This is a genomic window from Mycobacterium sp., from assembly GCF_047975165.1.
In the GTDB taxonomy this organism is placed as follows: Bacteria; Actinomycetota; Actinomycetes; order Mycobacteriales; family Mycobacteriaceae; genus Mycobacterium.
In genome coordinates, this window is record NZ_JBKECZ010000061.1 from 40,354 (window position 1) to 60,094 (window position 19,741).

Below are 19,741 nucleotides of genomic sequence, written 5' to 3' on the forward strand. Positions count from 1 at the left end.
CGCCGATGCTCAGCGCCCTGAGCGCAGAATGAACTCGACTGCGCCAGCCCCCAGCCCCCAGCCCCCAGCCCCCAGCCCTCCGTACCGTCTAGGTTTCGTCCGACCGGGGTTCCCGGCGTGAGGTGAGCACCGCTTCGTAGAGCTGGCGGGGCCGCACTCCGGGGTATCCGGTCGCCACTTGGCGGCAGGCATCCTTGATCCGGACGCCGTCGGCAACAAGGCCCTCCACCTCGCCGACCAGGCCAGTCGTCAATACGGCCAGGTCGGCCCGCGGGGCGGCGCCGGCGAGCACCACGGTGATCTCGCCGAGGACACCGTCGGCGGCCCAGGCCGCCAACTCGTCCAGGGAGCCACGCACGACTTCCTCGTGCAGCTTGGTCAATTCCCGGCAGACCACGGCCAATCGTGCGCCCCCGAGTTGCTCAACCGCGTCGTTCAGGCAGGCGCCCAACCGGCGAGGGGATTCGAAGAACACACAGGTACGCAGCTCGTCGCGCAATGAGGCCAGCCAGGTGCGGCGAGCCGATCCCTTGCGGGGCGCGAATCCCTCGAAGCAGAACTTCTCGGCCGGCAACCCCGAGACCACCAGCGCCGTCGTCACCGCCGACGGGCCCGGCAGGCAATGCACGGCCAGGCCGGCATCGATGCACGCTCCGGCGAGCCGATAGCCCGGGTCGCTTATGACGGGCATTCCCGCGTCGCTGACCATCAGCACCGTCGCCCCGGACCCGATCGCCCCGATCAGCGAGGCAACCCGGGAGTCCTCAATCTGATCGAAGAGGCTCACCAGCCGACCGCCTATCCGCACGTCAAGCGCCCTGGCAAGGTTGCGTGCCCGACGGGTGTCCTCGGCGGCTACCACGTCGGCCTCCACCAACGCCTCGGCCAGGCGGGCCGAGGCGTCCTTCGGCTGCCCCAACGGGGTCGCGGCGATCAACAGGCGTCCGGTGGTCATGACCGACAGCCTACGATCGACACCGATGACTGCCCCGGCCCGAGAACCGTCCGTCTTCGGCGGGGACAGCGTCGAGATCAGCCGAGCGCCGGCGGTTCCCGTCCTCAGCCCGGCGCCTCTGCTCCCGGTGGACGATTTCGTCCCGTCGGACCGCCTCCGCGGTTGGATTGCGACGGCCGCCGTCACCGCGCTCGCAGCATTCACCCGGTTCTGGAACCTCGGTTCGCCGACCGATGCGGGCACACCCATTTTCGATGAGAAGCACTACGTACCCCAGGCCTGGCAGCTGCTGAACAACCACGGCGTCGAGGACAATCCCGGGTTCGGCCTGGTCGTGCATCCGCCGGTGGGCAAGCAGATGATCGCGATCGGCGAGGCGCTGTTCGGTTACAACGGGTTCGGGTGGCGGTTCACCGGCGCCCTACTCGGGGTGATCCTGGTGGCGCTGGTGATGCGGATCGTGCGGCGGCTCGCCCGCTCGACTGCGGTGGGCGCGGTCGCCGGGCTGTTGCTGATCTGCGACGGCGTCAGCTTCGTCACCGCCCGCACGGCGATGCTGGACGGGTTCCTCACCTTTTTCGTAGTCGCCGCGTTCGGCGCGCTCATCGTCGACCGCGATCAGGTGCGGCAACGTCTGCGCGTCGCGCTGACCGAAGGCCGCTGTGTCGAAACCCGGTGGGGCCCGCGGCTGGGAGTCCGCTGGTGGCGTTTCGGCGCCGGCGTGCTGCTCGGTCTGGCCTTGGGCACAAAGTGGTCCGGCCTGTACTTCATCGTGTTCTTCGGGGCCATGTCGCTGGCCTTCGACGTAGCGGCGCGGCGGCAGTACCAGGTGTCCAGGCCGTGGCTGGGAACTGCGCGCCGCGACGCGATCCCCACCGCCTATGCGCTGGCGATCATCCCGTTCACGGTCTATCTCGCCAGCTATGCGGGTTGGTTCGCATCCGAAACCGCGATCGACCGCCATCAGGTCGGCCAGACCATCGGCACCGAGAGCGTCGTCGGTCTGCCCGACGCAATCCGTTCGCTGTGGTACTACACCGCCAAGGCGTTCCACTTCCACGCGACCCTCACCAATGCCGCGGGCAACCACCACCCATGGGAATCCAAGCCGTGGGCCTGGCCGATGTCGTTGCGGCCGGTGCTGTACGCCATCGACCAGAACGACGTGCCCGGTTGCGGCGCGCAATCGTGCGTCAAGGCCGTGATGCTGGTGGGCACCCCGGCGATGTGGTGGCTGGCGGTGCCGGTCCTGCTCTACACCACCTGGCGGATGTTGGTGCGCCGCGACTGGCGCTACGCGGTGGTCTGGGTCGGCTACTGCGCGGGCTGGCTGCCGTGGTTCGCCGACATCGACCGGCAGATGTACTTCTTCTACGCGGCGACCATGGGCCCGTTCCTGGTGATGGCGATCGCACTGATCCTGGGCGACATCCTGCACCAACCGGGTCAGAACAGCGAGCGCCGCACCCTGGGGATGATCCTGGTGTGCTGCTATGTGGCACTGGTGGCGACGAACTTCGCGTGGTTGTTCCCGGTACTCACCGGTCTTCCCATTTCCCCACAGATCTGGCGGATGCAGATCTGGCTGCCCAGCTGGCAGTAGTTGCCCGCCACCGACGCGTCACCGCCAAGAACTCGAACACACGTGCGATAGGATTGCGATTGTGGCGATCGCGGTTCAGGGCTCGCTCTTCGAGCACACCGAGCGCAGGCAACTCGGAGATGGCGCATTCGTCGACATTCGCGCGAATTGGCTGGACGGCAGCCTGCCCGACAGCCTGGACCTGCTCAATGTGCTGCTGGCCGCGGTGCCCTGGCGGGCCGAGCGCCGGCAAATGTACGACCGGGTGGTCGACGTGCCGCGCCTGGTGAGCTTTCACGATCTGACCGTCGACACGCCACCACATCCCCAACTGGCGTGGCTGCGCCGTCGGCTCAACGACATCTACGGCGGCGAACTGGGTGAGCCCTTCACCACTGTCGGATTGTGTTGCTACCGTGACGGCTCAGACAGTGTGGCCTGGCATGGCGACACGATTGGCCGCGGCAGTTCCGAGGACACCATGGTCGCCATCCTCAGTTTGGGTGCCACCCGGACCTTCGCCATGCGGCGGCGGGGCGGGGGCCCGTCATTGCGATTGCCGTTGGCGCACGGGGATCTATTGGTGATGGGCGGATCGTGCCAGCGCACCTGGGAGCACGCGGTTCCCAAAACCACCACGCCGGCCGGCCCACGAGTCAGCATCCAGTTCCGCCCGCGCGACGTGCGCTGAGCCGGTTGCCCCGGCTCAGTCTCGGACCGCGTCCACCGCTTTGACCAGCAGGTCGCGGGCACGTTGCGTGTCGACCTTGACCAGCGGCTGCCCCGGTATCACCAGCGGGTTGGCGATCACAATCACCTGGTAATCCCCGAACTGAGCGGCGTAGTCATAGAGTTCGCCGGTACGCGGGCCCCCGGCAACGAGCGCCTGCATCACCCGGTGCACACCCTGGGTATGCGCCGCCTTGATGTGCGGTGCATCGATCACCTCCACCGCACCGCGCAACTGTGCGCCGGAGAAACCGATCCTGGAGCAGTCTTTCCCCGGATCGTGCAGCGGCAACTCCTTGGAGGTCTCCACCGCGATGGCCACGAACCGGTTGCCGTTGCCCTCCGCTGAGATCGCGGCCATGTTGCCCTCGACGCCGGGCGGCATCTCCGGCCCCAGCGCGGTCTTCGCACAGTCCGGCGGCTCGAACGTCAGGCCCTCGGGCAGCTGGCGGGCGGCGAAGAACTGCGGATCGATCGCCCGGGGCGTGATCTCGGTGACCGTGAACTCCGGCCCGAAATCGGACGTGAGGTCGACGATCCCGGCGATATTACCGTGGGCGGACCCGGCGCCCGTGGAGCAGCCAGAGAGCATGAACAACGTTGCGGCCACGACCACCAGCTTCAACATCGTCGCCAATCTACCCAAGACTCAGCCACGCAACATCGACACCGTTTCGACCAGCAGGTCGGCGGCGAACCGCGGCGGCAACGACGGCAGGATCGAGCCCGGGTCGACGGTCAACATGGTGAACACGTAGTGGTCACCCAAGTAGGCCACGAACGTGTACGCGCGCGAATCGATTTCACTGCCGGCCTCGACGGCGGCCCGGATGTCGGCCACCATGCCCAGCGTGTCCGCGCCGTCGATGAGCGGAGCGTCGGTCAAACCGACGGCCACCACGGTTCGACCCGCAGTCAGATCCCAGTGCGGGCAGCCGACGACGGCGGCGCCGTCCAACCGCAGAGATCCCCCCGGCGACGACACCACCACCGCGTCGAGGATGCCGCCCGCACCCGACCCGGACACCCCTTGCGCAGACCGGTCATCTCCGGCTGCGGGCGCAGCCAGGGTCATGCACTGCGACGGGTTCGACACCGCACCCGCACCAAGGCCCCACAGCGCTGCCGGCGAGTCCGCGCGGGCGATGTTGGTCACCTCGTAGCCGGGCGGAAACTCCCGGCCGACCCGTCTGATGTTTCCCGGGTCGACGGTCACGGCATCGGCCGTGGACGACGTCGACGACGACACGTCCGGCTGCCGAGGCGCGGGCTCACGCACGCATCCAACCATGGGCATCAATACCGCGGGCAGCAACACCGCCAGCGCCACCACCGGCCCCATCGGCAACGGCCGCATGATCGTCGACAAAGCACCTCCGGCCGGCCGCATCACGGCCACCGCCGCCAACGGCGCCGCCGCCGGCGCGACAAAGCAGGATCTGAATCAGCCGACCGCATCGATGACCTGGCGGGCTACCTTCGCGATCCGCGCAACCATCGCCCTGTCGAGGCCGGTCTCGCCGGGAACATCGATGACGGTGGCGATCACCCCGACATCGTCGCGCTCCCAGTTGGCGTCGTGGCGGTCCATGATGGCACGCATCGGCACATTGTCGGCCAGCAGTCGCGCGGAGAACTTCTCGACACCGTCCTCCCGGGCCGCCACCGACAGTGCCCCGATCAGAAAGGTCCCGATACCACGGCCCTGGTAGGCGTCGGCGACGGTGAACGCGATCTCGGCAACCGTCGGGTCCGCCTGGTCGCGCACGAATCGCGCGTCGGCAACGGGGTCGCCGTCGTCGACCATCACCCAGACGAAGTGGTCGATGTAGTCGACCTCGGCGAGATAGCGCATCATCGCCTCACTGGGTGTCCGCGCCGACATGAACCGCCGATAGATGGTCTCGGAGGAGAAATGGACATGTCCGTGCACGGTGCGCTCGCTATCACCGGGCAGGACCGGACGAAGCGTCAACTCTGCTCCGTCCCGCAGCCGCACCGGAACCGGTGAGATGTAGCCCACCAGACGCTGGCGCACGGTGCGTAGCAGCCGTTGCATGATCCCGGGTACGTCGGTCATCCGGGTCAGCGCATCTTTGTCGCCGGTCCATCCGGTCAGCGGTTCGAGGGTGGTGATCGTGGCCGTTCGGGGACCATCGCGCAGCAAGGCGATTTCGCCGACGAGCATGCCGGGCAGCACCTGTTCGACGACGACCGCATCGTCCTCGCCGGCGTGGATCACCTCGGCACTGCCCGATGCGATCAGCAGGAACGAGCCCGCCTGCTCGCCCTGGCGCATCAGCACCTGACCGGCAGGAGCCCGCAGCGGAGCAAGGCAGGACGCCAGCGGCCGCAAGTCCTCGGCCGCGCAGCCCTCGAAGATGTCCATCTCCGCGAGTTCTTCGACCCCCACGCCGGTCAATTCGGCCTTCCCTCCGCGGTCTGCTGCGACCAACACTAGGCCGGAGACCGAAGTCGCTTCAACCGAACGGACCGGACACTAATCTGAGGGGCGCCATCAGGACTCGGCTCGCAACGCAATTCCGCGCCCCGGTCCTCCCACGGACCTCGAAATGGACTCCCATGATCGACAATCAGGACCGGATCGAGGCGACTCGACGACTTCTCACAAAAGAAGCCACCCTGCGAAACGGCTATCTGGACGTGTTGGGCGAGTCGACGGCCTCCCCCGTCCCGACGTTCGCTCAACTCGCAATGAACAGCCCCGTGGTGGCAACCGTGTACGAGCGGCTGTGGCGACCGGCCTCCTTCTACCTCGCCAGCGGTGTCACCCCCGCCGCGGAGCTGTACCGTGCGGCAACAGCGCTGCATCTACGCAGTGCAACCAGGCTGCTCGATGTTGCCTGCGGGCCGGGGAACTTCACCGCGCCGCTGGCGGAACGGCTGTCCACCGGCAGCCTGGCGGTCGGCCTGGACATCTCCGAGCCGATGCTGGCCCGTGCGGTGTCGGACAACAGCGGACCCCGAACCTGTTACGTCCGCGGCGACGCCGGGCAGCTGCCGTTTCCCGACGACACCTTTGACGCGGTCTGCTGCTTCGGCGCCCTGTACCTGGTGCCCGAACCGTTCCGGGTGGCCGGCGAGATGGTGCGGGTGCTGCGCCCGGGCGGACGAATCGCCGTCCTGACCAGCTGCTCCGACCAGCAGCCCGCCATCCGCGCCGCCCTGGCATTGTCTGCGGGAGCGATTGGGGTCACCATGTTTGATCGTGACGCCTTCACCGATCTGTTCTCGTCGGCCGGCCTGGTCGACATCGAACAACAGACCCAGCGGGCACTGCAGTTCGTCGCTGCGACCAAGCCCGCAGCCGCGCCGGCCTGAAGCACCGGCCATCGGGCGGCGGCTGCCGGAGAACGCCGACGGCAGCCCGCACGTCATGTGCGCCGCGATCGGCACCAGGGGCCTGCGATGACCGTCGCCGCGTTCGTCCTCGGCCTGACAGCCACGGCGCTCGCGCTGGTGTCGCTGGGCTGGCAGGCGGTCACAACACGGCGCCGGCGGCCAAGTCCGGCGCTTTCGCCCCGTGTCGCGACGCAGGCCCCGCAGGAGCTGGTGGCCACCGAAACCGGCACCGTCGGTGACGGCTCGGCACTGATTGCGGTCGGCCCGCCGGACGAGGACCCCTTGGTCATCGGCGTGCGGGTGGTCGCTGCGGGCACGGACACCGAACCGCCACGCATCATGTTGACGGTTGTGTCCGGCGATCACCGCTACGACACCGGCCCCATCCCGCCCGAGATATTTTCAATTGCCAGTGAGACCAGTTAGTGACACCGTATCCTTGACGGGTATTTCGGCCATCGGAAATCAACCAATCGCCGCCGGCCGAGCCGAAACGATGTGGGGGCTGGTAGATGTCACTGATGATCGCGCCGCAATCCGTGGGAGCGGCCGCAACGCAACTTGCCGGTCTGCGAGACGCGATCGACCAAGCCGCGACCGCTGCCGGCGTACCGACGACGGGTATCGCCACGGCGGCCGGTGATGAGGTGTCGGCGGCGGTCGCGAATCTGTTCAGCGCGCACGGTCAGACGTTCCAGGAGCTCAGTGCCCAGGCGTCGGCGTTCCACGCCGAGTTCGTCAACCTGCTGAGCGGCGGCGCGGCGCAGTACACGGCGGCCGAGGCCGAAAGCGCGTCTCCGCTGGACACCCTGCTGGAAATCATCAACACCCCAACCCAGCTGATACTCGGCCGGAATCTGATCGGCGACGGCGCGAACGGCTACACCGACGGCGCCGGCTACGGCACCAACGGCGAGGCCGGCGGCCTGCTGTGGGGCAACGGCGGGCGCGGCGGTGACGGCACCGCCATCCATGCCTCCGGCGGCGCGGGCGGTGCGGGCGGGCTGATCGGCAACGGCGGCGCGGGGGGAACCGGCGGACCCGCGGGGACGGTTGAATTGCGGACCTACGCTGGCGGATCCGGCGGCAGCGGCGGCGCCGGCGGCTGGCTGATCGGCAACGGCGGTATCGGCGGCACGGGCGGGTACGGCGGCGTCCACGCCGGCGGGATCGGCGGGTTCGGCGGCAACGCCGTGCTGATCGGCGCCGGTGGTGACGGCGGCACCGGCGGCGCCGGTGCACCGCCGGGTGCCGGCGGGTTCGGCGGCACCGGCGGCGGCATCCCCGGGCTGCTGCATGGGATCTTCGGACCCGACGGCGCACAGGGCAACAGCGGTTAGGTTCCAAACCTGCCGTAGTCCGAGCGGCACCCGGGCCGTGTCACCGAGGTCCATCCGCGGGTGCGGGGTGGGTGAATGAGTTCGGCGACGATACAGACTTGCCAGGCGTCCGTCTACTGATCTGTGGTTCCAGTACAAACCCTGGTGGAGCTAAGGGGAATCGAACCCCTGACCTACTCGATGCGAACGAGTCGCGCTACCAACTGCGCCATAGCCCCTGACCGCTAGCAGGCTACCAGCCGACAACCCAACGGGCAGAACCGCGCGGACTACTGGCCGACGGCCCGCGGCAGGTCCCGCGGCCAGCCGTGGTGGCGCGCGGCCACCCCGTAGTCAAGGTGCTCGAAGATCGGGTCTTCGTCATCGATTTCGAGCACGACCGAGCCCGGGCGACGCAGCCGCGACGGCACCAGGTCATATTCGCGGTCTTCGGTGTTGTCGATCCCGGCGCGGGCACGGGCCGTGCGCTGTGCCCGGCGGCGGCGCACCTTCTCCTCGATGCGAGTCTGCCGCCGCAGGTAAGCCAGGTAAAACAGGGTGATCACGGTGGCGGCACCACAGACCCACCAGGCCAGCGGCGTCACTTCGAAGGCAACGATCGCCGAGGCGATCAGGCTCAACGTCATCGTCACCAGGGCGCGCTTGCGAAAGGCGTATTTGCGGGCACTGACCGCGGCGGCCGTCCCGTTGTCGAACCGGCGCTGCCGCGATGCGCCCGAGGTGTACGCCCGCGGGGCCGGGTAGGCCTCGTCGCCGTCCTCTTCCTCGGGCTCCAAACCCGAAGAGTCATCGACGTATTCGAATTCGTCGTCGCCGAGCATCCGGTCCGCGGCGTCACCGGAATCGGTGACTGCTGCCGCGTCCTCGATGCCGGGATCGATGTCATCGGCCCGGGCGGCCGGCGGTACCGCGCCGAGACCCGTCGGCAGGGCATCCGCATCCTCGTCGACAACGTCGACGTCGAGGTAGTCCGGTTCGATGACCGTCGCGGCACCGTTGCCGGTTTTGGCCAATGTCGTAACAACCGAGCGCCGCCAGACCAACACGTCGGTGTCGGGATCATCCAGGTCGCCGCCGTGGCCGGCGGTGGCCTCGGCGAAAGCCCCACCGATCTGGTCGGTGTCGCATTCCTCTTCGGGCTGCCAATCGGGATCGCTGCGGTGCCCGGCGGCCGGGCCCGTCCGCCTGAGCAGGCGGGTGGCCACCCCCCCGTTGAGCACCCGAGTGGCCAGCGCCAGATCGCTGGTTCGCCGCACGGTGTCGCGCTTGCTCACCAGCATTGGCACCAGGACGAACAACCAAAGCACCACGAGCGAGATCCACAGCAACGATTGCGGGATGCTTGGCATGATGACCTGCCCTCTCCGGTTCCGGCTCCGCAGGACACCTCATTGGCCTGCGCGGCCGGGTCAGTGTGACCAGGGCAATTACACACCTGTAATTTGCCGCTTTCAAGCATCACACGCCACATATGTCACATAGACAACATTATTGTTGCCGCCTCGTCACGGCGTGTCTCGGCGCCCCGTCGGGCGCCCCCGCCTCACACCCAGCCCGCACGACCTGCCCGGACCAGACGCGAAGTCGCCGATCCCGGCACCTCTTCGGCGGTGAGCGCAACCAACACATGATCACGCCAGGCGTGGTCGACCTCCAGGTAACGCCGCAGCAGGCCCTCCTCCCGGAATCCGGCCTTGGCCAGGACGGCGCGACTGGCCCCGTTCTCCGGACGCACGGTGGCCTCCACCCGGTGCAGCATCACCGGACCGAAACAATGATCGAGCCCGAGTGCCACCGCCCCGGTGGCCACTCCGCCGCCGGTCGCCTCGCTGGACACCCAGTAGCCGATCCACGCCGACCGCAGGGCACCGTGGGTGACGTTGCCGATGGTCAATTGGCCGCAGAATTTTCCGTTCAGCTCGATCACATACGGCAGCATCCGGCCCCGGCGGGCTTCGGCACGCAGGCCCGAACACAAGCCCGGCCACGCGGCAACGGAGTGGCGGACCGTCCAATCGGCGTCGTTACTGGGTTCCCAGGGCTCCAGTTGCGCACGGTCGGCCAGCCGAATCCGACTCCACTGCGCGGCGTCGCGCATACGAACCGCCCGCAGCCGGATCACGCCGGCCGCAACCAGCAGCGGACCCGGGCTCATCGGCCAACCCGGATGCCGGGCATTGGATCGCATCGGATTCACCAGCGGCCGTACTCAGCCGCGCTGAGCCAGGAAGGCGACGTCGACGATCTCACCTGTGCGGATCTGCTCCGCCCCGCTGGGAACCACCACCAGACAGTTCGCCTCGGCCAGCGTGGCGAGCAGGTGCGACGATGCCCCCGGCGCCCCACCCAACGCCTGCACCAGGTATTCGCCGCTGTCCTGATCCCGCATCAGCTGACCGCGCAGAAAACCCTTGCGGCCGGCCACCGAGGTGATCGGGGAGAGCGTGCGGGCCTGCACGATCCGTCGCATCGGGTGGCGCTTGCCCAGCGACAGCCGGATCAGCGGACGCACCATAACCTCGAAGACCACCAGGGCACTGACCGGATTGGCCGGTAGCAGAAACACCGGAACGCCATCGCGGCCGAGCCGGCCGAATCCCTGGACCGAACCGGGGTGCATCGCGACGCGCGCCACCTCCATATCGCCGAGTTCGCAGAGCACGGACCGAACCGCTTCGGCTGCGGCACCGCCCACTGCCCCGGCGATCACCAGCACTTCGGCCCGGTTGAGCTGGCCCTGTACGATCTCGCCGAGCTGCTTGGGATCGTTGCTGACGATTCCGACACGATTGACCTCCGCGCCGGCATCGCGCGCCGCCGCCGCCAGTGCGTAGGAGTTGACGTCATACACCTGCCCATTGCCCGGCGTGCGCGAAATGTCGACCAGTTCACCGCCCACCGCCATCACCGACACCCGCGGGCGCGGGTGCACCAGCACCCGTTCCCGGCCGACCGCCGCCAGCAGGCCCACCTGGGCGGCGCCGATGATGGCCCCGGCGCGCACCGCCACGTCCCCCGGCTGGACATCGTCACCGGTGCGACGCACGTAGGCGCCGGGCGGCGCACCCCGCAGAACCCGGACCCGGTCCAGTCCGCCGTCGGTCCACCGCACCGGCAGGACGGCGTCGGCAACTGTCGGCAGCGGGGCGCCGGTCTGCACTCGGAGAGCCTGGCCGGGCTGTAGCCGGCTGGGTGTCCGGGCACCGGCCTCGACGGTGCCCATCACCGGCAACGTCACCGCTCTACGGTCATCCGCACCACCGCCCGTCCCGCGCAGCCGTGCGACGCCACCGGATTCACCCACGCCGTTGACGTCGACACTGCGCACCGCATAGCCGTCGATGGCGGCCTGGTCGAAGCCGGGCAGCGGGCGCTCGGTGATCACCTCTTCGGCGCAGAGCAACCCCTGCGCCTCTGCGATGGCCACCCGGATCGGCCTCGGGGCCACCGCGGCCGCCGAAATCCGTGCCTGTTGCTCTTCCACAGAACGCACAGTGCGCCTCTCTGCCGCTTCCGGTCCTGGCCGGGCGCCGTTCCGGCGAACTGGGCCGGCGGTAGCCGGCTGGTCGGCTACCGTTCGGTCAAACCCAGCCGCGCCACCAACCACCGCCGCAATTCCGGGCCGTAGTCGTCACGATCCAATGCAAAGTCAACCGCAGCTTTGAGGTAGCCGCCGGGATTTCCCAAGTCGTGTCGGGATCCGCGGTGCACCACCACGTGCACCGGGTGGCCCTCGGAGATCAACAGTGCGACCGCATCGGTCAATTGCACTTCGCCGCCGGCGCCGCGCTCGATACGGCGCAGTGCGTCGAAAATCGCACGGTCCAGCACATAGCGGCCAGCTGCGGCATACAGCGACGGAGCATCCTTGGCTTTGGGCTTCTCGACCATGCCGTTGACCTTCAGCACGTCGGGATGCTGCGCGTCGGCGGCCGGTGCGACATCGAAAACACCGTAGGCGCTGATCTCCGCGGGGGACACTTCGATGGCGCACAACACCGTGCCGCCGTATCGCGCACGTACCTGCGACATCGTTTCCAAGACTCCCGACGGCAGCACCAGGTCGTCGGGCAGCAGCACCATGACGGCATCCTCGTCCGGCGACAACGTGGGCTCCACGCAGCCGATCGCATGTCCCAGGCCCAGCGGCTCGGCCTGTACCACCGATTCCACCTTGATCAGTGCGGGTGCCCGGCGAACCTTGGCGAGCATGGCCTGCTTGCCCCGCGCCTCGAGGGTGCCCTCCAGCACCAGGTCCTCCACGAAGTGCGCGACGACCCCGTCCTTGCCTTCCGATGTCACGATCACCAGGCGTTCGGCCCCCGCTCCCGCGGCCTCGGCGGCGACGAGTTCGATACCGGGTGTGTCCACGACGGGCAGCAACTCCTTGGGCACCGTCTTGGTCGCCGGCAGGAACCGCGTTCCCAGGCCGGCCGCGGGGACGATCGCCGTGTAGGGGATCGGAATTCCTGGTCGCAGCATCGTCCACACCCTATCCCCCATCTGCCGCATCAACGCCGGATAGCGGCGGGAAGACCACGGCTGCCGGCGCAGCACCGCGCATCTGTCATGGTTCGTCTGTCATGGTTGAAGCCATGACCAACGGTGCCGGCAGGGCGGGCAAGGCCGCGTTGCGCGCCCGGCTGGCCGCTGACAGAACCCGCGTGGCCGACGACGTCCGCGCCGCCGAGGCCACCGCGCTGACACGGCACCTGGAGCGGATCGGGATCGGGTCCGCGACCGTGTGCGCCTACGCCCCGGTGGGCTCGGAGCCCGGATCGGTGGGCATGCTCGACGCGTTGTTGCGGCACGCTCACCGGGTCCTGCTGCCGGTGGCACGGTTGTCCACCGAGAACACCGCCGTGGCCCTGCAGTGGGGCGAATACCGTCCCGGCAGCCTGGTGCCGGCGCGATGGGGCCTGCTGGAACCACCGGCTCCCTGGCTGCCCGCCACTGCCCTGGCAGAAGCCGACGTTGTGCTGCTGCCGGCGCTGGCGGTCGACCGGCACGGCGTGCGACTGGGGCGCGGCCGCGGCTTCTACGACCGGTCACTGCCGTTGCGCGCTACCCGAACCCGCTTGGTCGCGGTGGTGCGCGACGCGGAATTGGTCGACGAGTTGCCGTCGGAGCCCCACGATGTGCCGATGACCCATGTGCTCACCCCGGCCTTGGGGCTGGCTTCCCTGCCGATCCGGGAATGATCGGCATCATATGGCGGTTCTAGCACTTGGAACGGTAGAGTGCCAAGCCAGGTTCAGGATCATCCGGAGGTGTTTGTGCCCACGTACAGCTACGCCTGCACCGAATGCGGCCACCGCTTCGACCAGGTGCAGGCCTTCACCGACGACACGTTGACCACCTGTGAGCAGTGCTCGGGCCGGCTGCGCAAACTCTTCAACTCGGTGGGGGTGGTCTTCAAGGGCAGCGGTTTCTACCGCACCGACAGCCGCGAATCGGGCAGGAAAGAGGCAGGCTCCACCAACGGCTCCACCTCGGCGGGCTCCTCCACCGATGCGGTATCCACTTCGGGTTCCAGCGAAAGCAAGCCCTCGACTTCCGGGGACAGCAAACCCGCCGCCTCCGGCGACAAGGCGGCCAGTTCCCCCGCGCCGGCGACGGCAACCAGCTGACACATCGCGGGCAACGGATCTCCGCGGCGACCGCAACCCGATATCGCACACTCCCGGCGGCAGTTGTCCACAGCCGTCGCGCGGGTGGGCTGCGGTAGATCCCAACCGCCCCTAACCTTGCCGGGTGCGCGAATCCTCGTCCCTCGATCCCACACTGTTCGACCGGGTGTCAACCGCATTGCGGCCGGACTGGGCTCGGACCGTACTGGCCAGAAGGGTCGCCGCGGGCGGGCTTGTCGCCCTTGCCATCATCGCGGGTTTGCGGTCGAACTCCCGGAGCGACCAGGTCGACGTCGTGGTGGCCATCCGCGACCTGAGTACCGGAACGGAATTGACCGACGCCGATGTCGCATACGAGAAACGTTTGGCCACAACGGTTCCCAACGGCGCGCACCGGCAACTCGACGCCGTCGTCGGCTCCGTGCTGGCAGGTCCCGCGCGCCGCGGCGAGATCCTCACCGACGTTCGACTCCTCGGCAGCCGGCTCGCCGAATCGACAGCCGGTCCCGGGGCCCGGCTCGTCCCGCTGCACTTGGCCGACAACGCACTGGCCGAACTCCTCCGGGTCGGCGACGTCGTCGACGTGCTGGCGCGACCGGCCTCGGACTCGCCGCCGGGTTCCCGGCCCACCGGCAAGATGATCGCCACCGGCGCCACCGTGGTGCTGATCTCGAACCGACCCCGCACACCGGCCGGTACTGACAGTCAGGTCGTGCTGGTGGCCGTGCCGGCGGGGCTGGCGACAGCACTCGCCGGTGCGGCGCTGGGGCAAACCGTCTCCCTGGTGTTGCACTGAGTTCCGCTGCGGCACCACACGGCACCGAACCGACTGCACGCCGGGCTCGCGCGTCACCAGTAGTGGCATTCGGCACCGACTGGGCTAAATTCGACATGAGGATCGAAGTTCCGCACGCCATACCCGACCCACTGCAGAAAGGATGTACCCGTGCTCAAGGGATTCAAGGAGTTTCTCGCGCGAGGCAATATCGTCGACCTGTCGGTGGCGGTCGTCATCGGCACCGCGTTCACGGCGCTGGTCACCAAGTTCACCGACAGCATCATCACGCCGCTGATCAACCGGGTCGGAGTGAACGAGCAGTCCGACATGGGCATCCTCAAGATCGGGATCGGCGGCGGTGAGACCATCGACCTGAACGTCCTGCTGTCGGCGGGAATCAACTTCATCCTGATCGCCTCGGTGGTCTACTTCCTGGTGGTACTGCCCTACAGCAAATTCCGCCATGCCGAAGAGGCCGCGGCCGACGCCGCGGAGACACAGGTTGCGGTTCTCGAAGAGATCCGCGACCTGCTCGCGAAGACCAGCGGGACACCGTAGACGCGTGGGTCAGTAACGCTTTGGGCGAGGGGCGAGGGGCGAGGGGCGAGGGGCGCGGGGGAGCAGCGGAGCCGCTGAGTTCATCCTGCGCCCAGGGCGCAGATCGTCGGCGTGTCGTCGCCGTGAGCGCAGGCTCAACGGGCAAGGCTTGCCGGCAAGGAGCGCTCCTTCTCCGTGAAAACCCGACAATCAACCGAGCACCCCGCCAGCCGTGTTGTCGACTCGGGTGTTCAGATCTCCAAGCTGGACAACTGCCCGATGATGGCCGACGCCAACGGATTGAGCGTCGCCATCCCGTCACGCACGGCGTAGCGGGAACCGGCCAGATTCACCACCAGGGTGCTGCCCGAGACACCGGCCAGACCGCGCGACAAGCCGGCGTCGGTAATCCCTGCTGCCAGACCAGACGCGCGGATCGCCTCGGCGATGCCCAGGATCTCCCGGTCGAGGATCTCGCGGGTAGCTTCGGGTGCGACATCGCGGGGCGTGACACCGGTCCCGCCGACCGAAACCACCAGATCCACCCCGCCGATCACCGCGGTGTTCAAGGCATTTCGGATATCCACCTCGTCGGCCTCGACGGCAACGACGGCGTCGACGACGAAGCCTCCCTCGGTGAGCAATTCGGTGACCAGCGGTCCGCTGTGGTCCTCGTCGCCGTGCGCGGTGCGGTCGTCGACGACGACGACCAGCGCCCTGCCGACCACCACCTCCGCATCCTGCTCCACTGCTGCATATCCGAATTCCGGAGATTGCGGATCGACCTTCATCATTGCTTCGCCTTACCGAGGGTGACCTCTACCGTGCTCGTGTCGCCCGCCTTGTCCTGATAGGTCAGCGAGACCTTGTCCCCGGGCGCCTTGGAACGAACCGCGGCAACCAACGCATCGGCGCTGTTGATCGGCCGGTCGTCGACCTTGGTGACGGTGACACCCTTGGGCACCCCGGCATCGGCGGCAGCACCGTCGGAGACGACTTCCATCACTTTGGCGCCGGGCAGACCCTTGTCCGTGGTCACCTGCACGCCCAGCGAGGCGTGCGACGCGGTGCCGGTGCTGATCAACTCGTCGGCAATACGCTTGGCCTGGTCGACCGGAATGGCGAAGCCGAGGCCGATCGAGCCGCTCTGAGCGTCGCCGGAGTCCGCTCCCAACGTGGCGATGGCGGAGTTGACGCCCACGAGTTGGCCGGTCATGTTGACCAGGGCGCCACCGGAATTGCCCGGGTTGATCGCGGCGTCGGTCTGAATCGCGTCCAGCACGGTGTTCTGGTTGCCGGCCTCGCCGGTGGTGGACACCGGCCGGTTCAGCGCGCTGACGATGCCGGTGGTGACCGTACCCGCCAGCCCGAGCGGTGACCCGATGGCCAGCACCGGCTGACCAACCCGCAGGTTCGCCGAGGAACCTATCGCGACCGGGGTCAGGTCGGGGACGTCTCGAACCCGGATGACGGCGATATCGCTGGTCGGGTCGGTGCCGACAACGGTGAACGGGGCAGTCCGTCCGTCGAAGAGGGTCACCGTGGTCCTGGGCTCGGGCCCGTCCGGCGACGGCTTGGCCGCGGCCGCAACGACGTGGTTGTTGGTCAGGATCAATCCGTCGGCGGACAGGATGACGCCGGAGCCCTCCTCGGAGGAACGGCCCATGTCGGTCTCGAGCATCACCACGCTGGGGACCACCTTCGCCGCGACCTGTTCGACCGAGCCCACCGGCAGGTTTGCCGCCGGGATGCTCGGCACCGAACCCGTTGCGGCCGTCACGGTGTCGGTGCCGACGGATTGGTGGCCCAACTCGACGACGGTCGCCGCCGCACCGCCGATGCCGGCGGAGACCACCGCGAGGGCCAGCCCGCCGAAGAACAGCCTGCCCGAGCGCCCCCGCCGGGGTTGCGGGGCCATCGGGGGAAGCATCCCGGGCATCGGGCGCACCCCCGGCGCGCCGGGCACCGGAGGAGGTACGGCGCCGGTGTCATATCCGGCGCCGCCGCGGGGGTCAAAGGGGCGCCCGGATTGATACCGCCAGTCGAATTGCTGGCCGTAATGCTGCTGCCCCTGGGCATAGGCGGGCGGCGCCGGCTGGTTGGGCGCGGCGCTGTTGCCCGGCTGCTGCGGCGGTGGCGAATACCTCGGGTGATTCGTCATGTCGCTTCGACGCTCTTCCTCTGCTAGTTGGGGCTTGCTGAAAGCCGGCGCGGGCATGCGCTGTCCGCATGGCTTCGTTCTCAAGATTAGCTGCAATACCACCGTGTAGGTGCGGTCTGAGAATCCGCTGAGATAACGTTCTCAGAACGCCGTGCATCGGAGACCATCCCGCGCGGCCGTCTAGCGTCGGTGTCGGCATCGTTTTCCAGCTCGTCGTAATCCCGGACGCCGGCACTGACGGTAAACGCCGACGCCGGTAGCGCCCGGCCGGGCAGCAACACGCAGATCGACGTCCCCGGGGGCTGTCCACCCACAACGGTGTCCGCCACTCGCACCGATCCCCCGTGGTTGAGCACCACCTGTTTGACGATCGCCAACCCCAGACCCGAGCCGGGCATGGCCCGCGCCGACGTCGAACGGTAGAAACGCTCGAACACCAGACGGCGCTCCTGCAGGGGAATGCCCGGGCCCTGGTCGGACACCACCAGTTCGGCATGCGAGGGATCGAGTTGACGCAACGTCACCCCGACCCGCCCACCCGGCGGGCTCCACTTGGCCGCGTTGTCCATCAGGTTCAGCGCCACTCGCGACAGCCCGGCTGAATCACCGTGAACCTGCCACGGAATGACATCGACATCGAAGTGAATATCGTTGCGGCGGCGTCGGACTCGCTCCAAACTGCGGTCGACGACGTCGACCATGTCGACCGATTCGTGCACCACCTGGCCCGCGTCGCCCCGGGTCAGGTCCACCAAATCACCTACCAGCGTCGACAGTTCCTCGAGTTGCGCGAGCACGTCTGCGCGCAGCTCGATCATCTCGTGGTCCGGCAGCCGTGGCGCATCGGGCGCCATCGAGGCCATCAGCAGTTCCACGTTGGTGCGCAGTGAGGTCAGCGGGGTGCGCAATTCATGCCCGGCATCGGTGACCAACCGGGCCTGGCGCTCCCTGGATTCGGCGAGGGCGCGGAGCATCAGGTTGAAAGCCTCGGTGAGCCTGGCAAGTTCATCGCTACCGAACACCGGGATGGGCCGCAGATCGTCGGTCCGGGCCACCCGCTCGGCCGCTTCGGTGAGCCGACCCACCGGACGCAACCCGGTCCGAGTCACCATGCCGCCCGCTACCGCAGCCACCGCGACGCCGACGAAGCCGACCATCAGCAGCACGGCGCGCAGCTTTCTCATCAGATGCTCGGTCGGCTTCAAGCTCTTGGAGACCAGCAGTGAGCTGCCGTTGGACAGGTGGATGGCCAGCACCCGCTGGTCGCCGGCGGTGCGCCGGGACATGACCAACTCACCGCGGATGACGGCCTTCTCGGAGTCGCCGACGAGCAGAGTCTGTCCGGGCTGATTGGCGGTATAGATCGACTGACCGGGGTTGACCAGCATCGCGTTGACGTCCGAATACGCCGTGCCCTCGATCGCCCTGCCCGGATCGGCCTCCAGCGAACCGCTGGCGATGAGCAGCTGCGCCCGGCTCTGCAGCTGGTTGTCGATGTCACTGTAGAGGGCGGCCGAGATCACCGCGTACACGACGATGGATACCAGAAACACCACCAGCACCACCATGGACATCGCCAGCAGCATGACCCGCCACCGCAGCGACAGCGAACTGCGCGCCCGCAACGGCACCCGCCTCCCGGCCCGGAAAACACCCATCAGGGCGGTGTTTCGCGTAGCACATAACCCACTCCGCGCACGGTGTGGATCAACCGGGGCTCACCGTCGGCCTCGGTCTTGCGGCGCAGGTACCCGACGTAGACCTCGAGTGCGTTGCCCGAAGTGGGGAAATCGAATCCCCACACTTCCTCCAGGATCCGGCTGCGGGTCAGCACCCGGCGGGGGTTTGCGATCAGCATTTCCAGCAGAGCGAACTCGGTGCGGGTCAGGCTGATGCGGCGCAGCCCGCGCGTGACCTCACGGGTCGCCGGGTCCAGGGACAGGTCGGCGAACGTCATCGCCACCGACTCGGCGGCATCCTCGGGCTTGGTGCGCCGCAGCAGCGCCCGCATCCGCGCCAGCAACTCCTCCAGGGCGAAGGGCTTGGGCAGATAGTCGTCCGCTCCGGCGTCCAGGCCCGCCACCCGTTCGGACACTGAGTCGCGCGCGGTCAGCACCAGGATCGGCAGGTCGTCTCCGGTGCTGCGTAACCGGCGGCACACCTCCAGGCCGTCCAGACGCGGCATCATCACGTCGAGAACAAGAGCGTCGGGCCGGTCGCCCGCAATCGACTCCAGCGCCTCAACCCCGTCGTGGGCCAAGTCGACCGAGTAGCCGTTGAAGGAAAGCGACCTGCGCAGCGACTCGCGAACGGCGCGATCGTCGTCGACAACAAGAATTCGCACGCGGCCCAGTCTGGTACGGACGCCTGAGAGCGGGCTGAGAGGCGCGCCGTCGTACACTCCGGATGTTCCGGCGTGCGCCTGTCCTAGCGCTTGTCGAGATCGATCAGCCCCAGCCGGGCGGCCTTGAGCAGCCGACGGGGCACCTTGTGCTTGTGACCTGCGACGTTGACGCCGACCAGCTCGGCCGGGGCGGCCTTCCACTGCGAGCGCCGGCTACGGGTATTCGAGCGCGACATCCTGCGCTTGGGTGTGGCCATGATCGGGCCTAGCTCCTCGTTCGGGGTTCGGGTCGGGCGTGTCGCGCTGTGGCCTCGGCGGCCAT

General features: G+C 68.2%; 22 protein-coding genes and 1 tRNA gene. 9 read left to right on the forward strand and 14 right to left on the reverse strand.

Annotated features, from left to right (window positions below):
• Positions 1-88 precede the first annotated feature (88 nt).
• Positions 89-955 carry a 16S rRNA (cytidine(1402)-2'-O)-methyltransferase gene (gene rsmI, locus ACK5M9_RS06935; protein ID WP_416892439.1) on the reverse strand — a complete coding sequence of 289 codons (867 nt, stop codon included), beginning with the start codon at positions 953-955 and terminating at the stop codon, positions 89-91.
• Positions 956-980: 25 nt separating this feature from the next.
• Here rsmI and ACK5M9_RS06940 point away from each other — a divergent pair, with 25 nt between their 5' ends.
• A complete protein-coding gene (locus tag ACK5M9_RS06940; RefSeq protein ID WP_416892440.1) occupies positions 981-2,558 on the forward strand; it encodes a dolichyl-phosphate-mannose--protein mannosyltransferase in 1,578 nt (525 codons plus the stop codon).
• 61 nt (positions 2,559-2,619) lie between these two features.
• On the forward strand, positions 2,620-3,228 hold the full coding sequence (locus ACK5M9_RS06945; protein ID WP_416892441.1) for an alpha-ketoglutarate-dependent dioxygenase AlkB: 609 nt from the start codon (positions 2,620-2,622) through the stop codon (positions 3,226-3,228).
• Between the two features lie 15 nt (positions 3,229-3,243).
• Here ACK5M9_RS06945 and ACK5M9_RS06950 read toward each other — a convergent pair whose 3' ends face one another.
• The 3 genes from ACK5M9_RS06950 to ACK5M9_RS06960 all read right to left on the reverse strand — a co-directional run bounded on the left by ACK5M9_RS06950 (position 3,244) and on the right by ACK5M9_RS06960 (position 5,655).
• Complete coding sequence (locus tag ACK5M9_RS06950; protein WP_416892442.1) at positions 3,244-3,894, reverse strand: DUF5642 family protein; 651 nt, start codon at positions 3,892-3,894, stop codon at positions 3,244-3,246.
• A 21-nt stretch (positions 3,895-3,915) separates the two neighbouring features.
• A complete protein-coding gene (locus ACK5M9_RS06955; protein WP_416892482.1) occupies positions 3,916-4,623 on the reverse strand; it encodes a DUF5642 family protein in 708 nt (235 codons plus the stop codon).
• A gap of 87 nt (positions 4,624-4,710) precedes the next feature.
• On the reverse strand, positions 4,711-5,655 hold the full coding sequence (locus ACK5M9_RS06960) for a GNAT family N-acetyltransferase (protein ID WP_416892483.1): 945 nt from the start codon (positions 5,653-5,655) through the stop codon (positions 4,711-4,713).
• 194 nt (positions 5,656-5,849) lie between these two features.
• Here ACK5M9_RS06960 and ACK5M9_RS06965 point away from each other — a divergent pair, with 194 nt between their 5' ends.
• The 3 genes from ACK5M9_RS06965 (at position 5,850) to ACK5M9_RS06975 (ending at position 7,969) form a co-directional block, all read left to right on the forward strand.
• Complete coding sequence (locus ACK5M9_RS06965; protein ID WP_416892443.1) at positions 5,850-6,608, forward strand: class I SAM-dependent methyltransferase; 759 nt, start codon at positions 5,850-5,852, stop codon at positions 6,606-6,608.
• A gap of 87 nt (positions 6,609-6,695) precedes the next feature.
• Entirely contained in the window at positions 6,696-7,055 is a 360-nt protein-coding gene (locus ACK5M9_RS06970; RefSeq protein ID WP_416892444.1) for a hypothetical protein, read from the forward strand.
• 86 nt (positions 7,056-7,141) lie between these two features.
• Positions 7,142-7,969 (forward strand): PE family protein, encoded by an 828-nt coding sequence (locus ACK5M9_RS06975; RefSeq protein ID WP_416892445.1) that lies wholly within the window; start codon positions 7,142-7,144, stop codon positions 7,967-7,969.
• A 142-nt stretch (positions 7,970-8,111) separates the two neighbouring features.
• On the opposite strand, the gene ACK5M9_RS06980 is transcribed toward ACK5M9_RS06975, so the two are convergent.
• From ACK5M9_RS06980 to ACK5M9_RS07000, 5 genes are all read right to left on the reverse strand, one after another.
• Positions 8,112-8,187 (reverse strand) — tRNA-Ala (locus ACK5M9_RS06980).
• Between the two features lie 51 nt (positions 8,188-8,238).
• Entirely contained in the window at positions 8,239-9,318 is a 1,080-nt protein-coding gene (gene glpR / locus ACK5M9_RS06985; protein ID WP_416892446.1) for a gephyrin-like molybdotransferase receptor GlpR, read from the reverse strand.
• Positions 9,319-9,512: 194 nt separating this feature from the next.
• The gene (locus ACK5M9_RS06990) at positions 9,513-10,166 is read right to left on the reverse strand and encodes a GNAT family N-acetyltransferase (RefSeq protein ID WP_416892447.1); all 654 of its coding nucleotides are present in this window, start codon (positions 10,164-10,166) and stop codon (positions 9,513-9,515) included.
• A gap of 12 nt (positions 10,167-10,178) precedes the next feature.
• A complete protein-coding gene (gene glp, locus ACK5M9_RS06995) occupies positions 10,179-11,462 on the reverse strand; it encodes a gephyrin-like molybdotransferase Glp (RefSeq protein ID WP_416892448.1) in 1,284 nt (427 codons plus the stop codon).
• Positions 11,463-11,539: 77 nt separating this feature from the next.
• Positions 11,540-12,451 (reverse strand): UTP--glucose-1-phosphate uridylyltransferase, encoded by a 912-nt coding sequence (locus tag ACK5M9_RS07000; protein WP_416892449.1) that lies wholly within the window; start codon positions 12,449-12,451, stop codon positions 11,540-11,542.
• A gap of 113 nt (positions 12,452-12,564) precedes the next feature.
• Here ACK5M9_RS07000 and ACK5M9_RS07005 point away from each other — a divergent pair, with 113 nt between their 5' ends.
• From ACK5M9_RS07005 to mscL, 4 genes are all read left to right on the forward strand, one after another.
• A complete protein-coding gene (locus tag ACK5M9_RS07005) occupies positions 12,565-13,170 on the forward strand; it encodes a 5-formyltetrahydrofolate cyclo-ligase (protein WP_416892450.1) in 606 nt (201 codons plus the stop codon).
• 75 nt (positions 13,171-13,245) lie between these two features.
• Positions 13,246-13,599 (forward strand): FmdB family zinc ribbon protein, encoded by a 354-nt coding sequence (locus ACK5M9_RS07010; protein ID WP_416892484.1) that lies wholly within the window; start codon positions 13,246-13,248, stop codon positions 13,597-13,599.
• Positions 13,600-13,723: 124 nt separating this feature from the next.
• Complete coding sequence (locus ACK5M9_RS07015) at positions 13,724-14,395, forward strand: SAF domain-containing protein (protein WP_416892451.1); 672 nt, start codon at positions 13,724-13,726, stop codon at positions 14,393-14,395.
• Positions 14,396-14,545: 150 nt separating this feature from the next.
• On the forward strand, positions 14,546-14,935 hold the full coding sequence (gene mscL, locus ACK5M9_RS07020) for a large-conductance mechanosensitive channel protein MscL (RefSeq protein WP_416892452.1): 390 nt from the start codon (positions 14,546-14,548) through the stop codon (positions 14,933-14,935).
• A 230-nt stretch (positions 14,936-15,165) separates the two neighbouring features.
• Here the strand turns inward: mscL and ACK5M9_RS07025 are convergent, their stop codons facing one another.
• The 5 genes from ACK5M9_RS07025 to rpmF form a co-directional block, all read right to left on the reverse strand.
• The gene (locus ACK5M9_RS07025; RefSeq protein WP_416892485.1) at positions 15,166-15,705 is read right to left on the reverse strand and encodes a MogA/MoaB family molybdenum cofactor biosynthesis protein; all 540 of its coding nucleotides are present in this window, start codon (positions 15,703-15,705) and stop codon (positions 15,166-15,168) included.
• Positions 15,705-17,132 (reverse strand): S1C family serine protease, encoded by a 1,428-nt coding sequence (locus ACK5M9_RS07030; protein ID WP_416892453.1) that lies wholly within the window; start codon positions 17,130-17,132, stop codon positions 15,705-15,707. Before ACK5M9_RS07030 ends, ACK5M9_RS07025 begins: the two co-directional genes overlap by 1 nt.
• A 29-nt stretch (positions 17,133-17,161) precedes the next feature.
• Complete coding sequence (locus ACK5M9_RS07035) at positions 17,162-18,733, reverse strand: ATP-binding protein (RefSeq protein ID WP_416892454.1); 1,572 nt, start codon at positions 18,731-18,733, stop codon at positions 17,162-17,164.
• Positions 18,733-19,419, reverse strand: a complete 687-nt coding sequence (locus ACK5M9_RS07040) for a response regulator transcription factor (RefSeq protein WP_416892455.1) — start codon at positions 19,417-19,419, stop codon at positions 18,733-18,735. The genes ACK5M9_RS07035 and ACK5M9_RS07040 overlap by 1 nt, the downstream gene beginning before the upstream one ends.
• Positions 19,420-19,502: 83 nt before the next feature.
• Positions 19,503-19,676 carry a 50S ribosomal protein L32 gene (gene rpmF, locus ACK5M9_RS07045; protein ID WP_416892456.1) on the reverse strand — a complete coding sequence of 58 codons (174 nt, stop codon included), beginning with the start codon at positions 19,674-19,676 and terminating at the stop codon, positions 19,503-19,505.
• Between the last annotated feature and the right edge of the window lie 65 nt (positions 19,677-19,741).

Excerpts from the sequence above, each read along its gene's own strand:
- rsmI (WP_416892439.1), bottom strand. The coding sequence starts at position 955 with ATGACCACCGGACGCCTGTTGATCGCCGCGACCCCGTTGGGGCAGCCG.
- ACK5M9_RS06940 (WP_416892440.1), top strand. The coding sequence starts at position 981 with ATGACTGCCCCGGCCCGAGAACCGTCCGTCTTCGGCGGGGACAGCGTC.
- ACK5M9_RS06950 (WP_416892442.1), bottom strand. The coding sequence starts at position 3,894 with ATGTTGAAGCTGGTGGTCGTGGCCGCAACGTTGTTCATGCTCTCTGGC.
- ACK5M9_RS06955 (WP_416892482.1), bottom strand. The coding sequence starts at position 4,623 with ATGCGGCCGTTGCCGATGGGGCCGGTGGTGGCGCTGGCGGTGTTGCTG.
- ACK5M9_RS06960 (WP_416892483.1), bottom strand. The coding sequence starts at position 5,655 with ATGGACATCTTCGAGGGCTGCGCGGCCGAGGACTTGCGGCCGCTGGCG.
- ACK5M9_RS06965 (WP_416892443.1), top strand. The coding sequence starts at position 5,850 with ATGATCGACAATCAGGACCGGATCGAGGCGACTCGACGACTTCTCACA.
- ACK5M9_RS06970 (WP_416892444.1), top strand. The coding sequence starts at position 6,696 with ATGACCGTCGCCGCGTTCGTCCTCGGCCTGACAGCCACGGCGCTCGCG.
- ACK5M9_RS06975 (WP_416892445.1), top strand. The coding sequence starts at position 7,142 with ATGTCACTGATGATCGCGCCGCAATCCGTGGGAGCGGCCGCAACGCAA.
- glpR (WP_416892446.1), bottom strand. The coding sequence starts at position 9,318 with ATGCCAAGCATCCCGCAATCGTTGCTGTGGATCTCGCTCGTGGTGCTT.
- ACK5M9_RS07000 (WP_416892449.1), bottom strand. The coding sequence starts at position 12,451 with ATGCTGCGACCAGGAATTCCGATCCCCTACACGGCGATCGTCCCCGCG.
- ACK5M9_RS07005 (WP_416892450.1), top strand. The coding sequence starts at position 12,565 with ATGACCAACGGTGCCGGCAGGGCGGGCAAGGCCGCGTTGCGCGCCCGG.
- ACK5M9_RS07025 (WP_416892485.1), bottom strand. The coding sequence starts at position 15,705 with ATGAAGGTCGATCCGCAATCTCCGGAATTCGGATATGCAGCAGTGGAG.
- ACK5M9_RS07030 (WP_416892453.1), bottom strand. The coding sequence starts at position 17,132 with ATGCCCGCGCCGGCTTTCAGCAAGCCCCAACTAGCAGAGGAAGAGCGT.
- ACK5M9_RS07035 (WP_416892454.1), bottom strand. The coding sequence starts at position 18,733 with ATGGGTGTTTTCCGGGCCGGGAGGCGGGTGCCGTTGCGGGCGCGCAGT.
- rpmF (WP_416892456.1), bottom strand. The coding sequence starts at position 19,676 with ATGGCCACACCCAAGCGCAGGATGTCGCGCTCGAATACCCGTAGCCGG.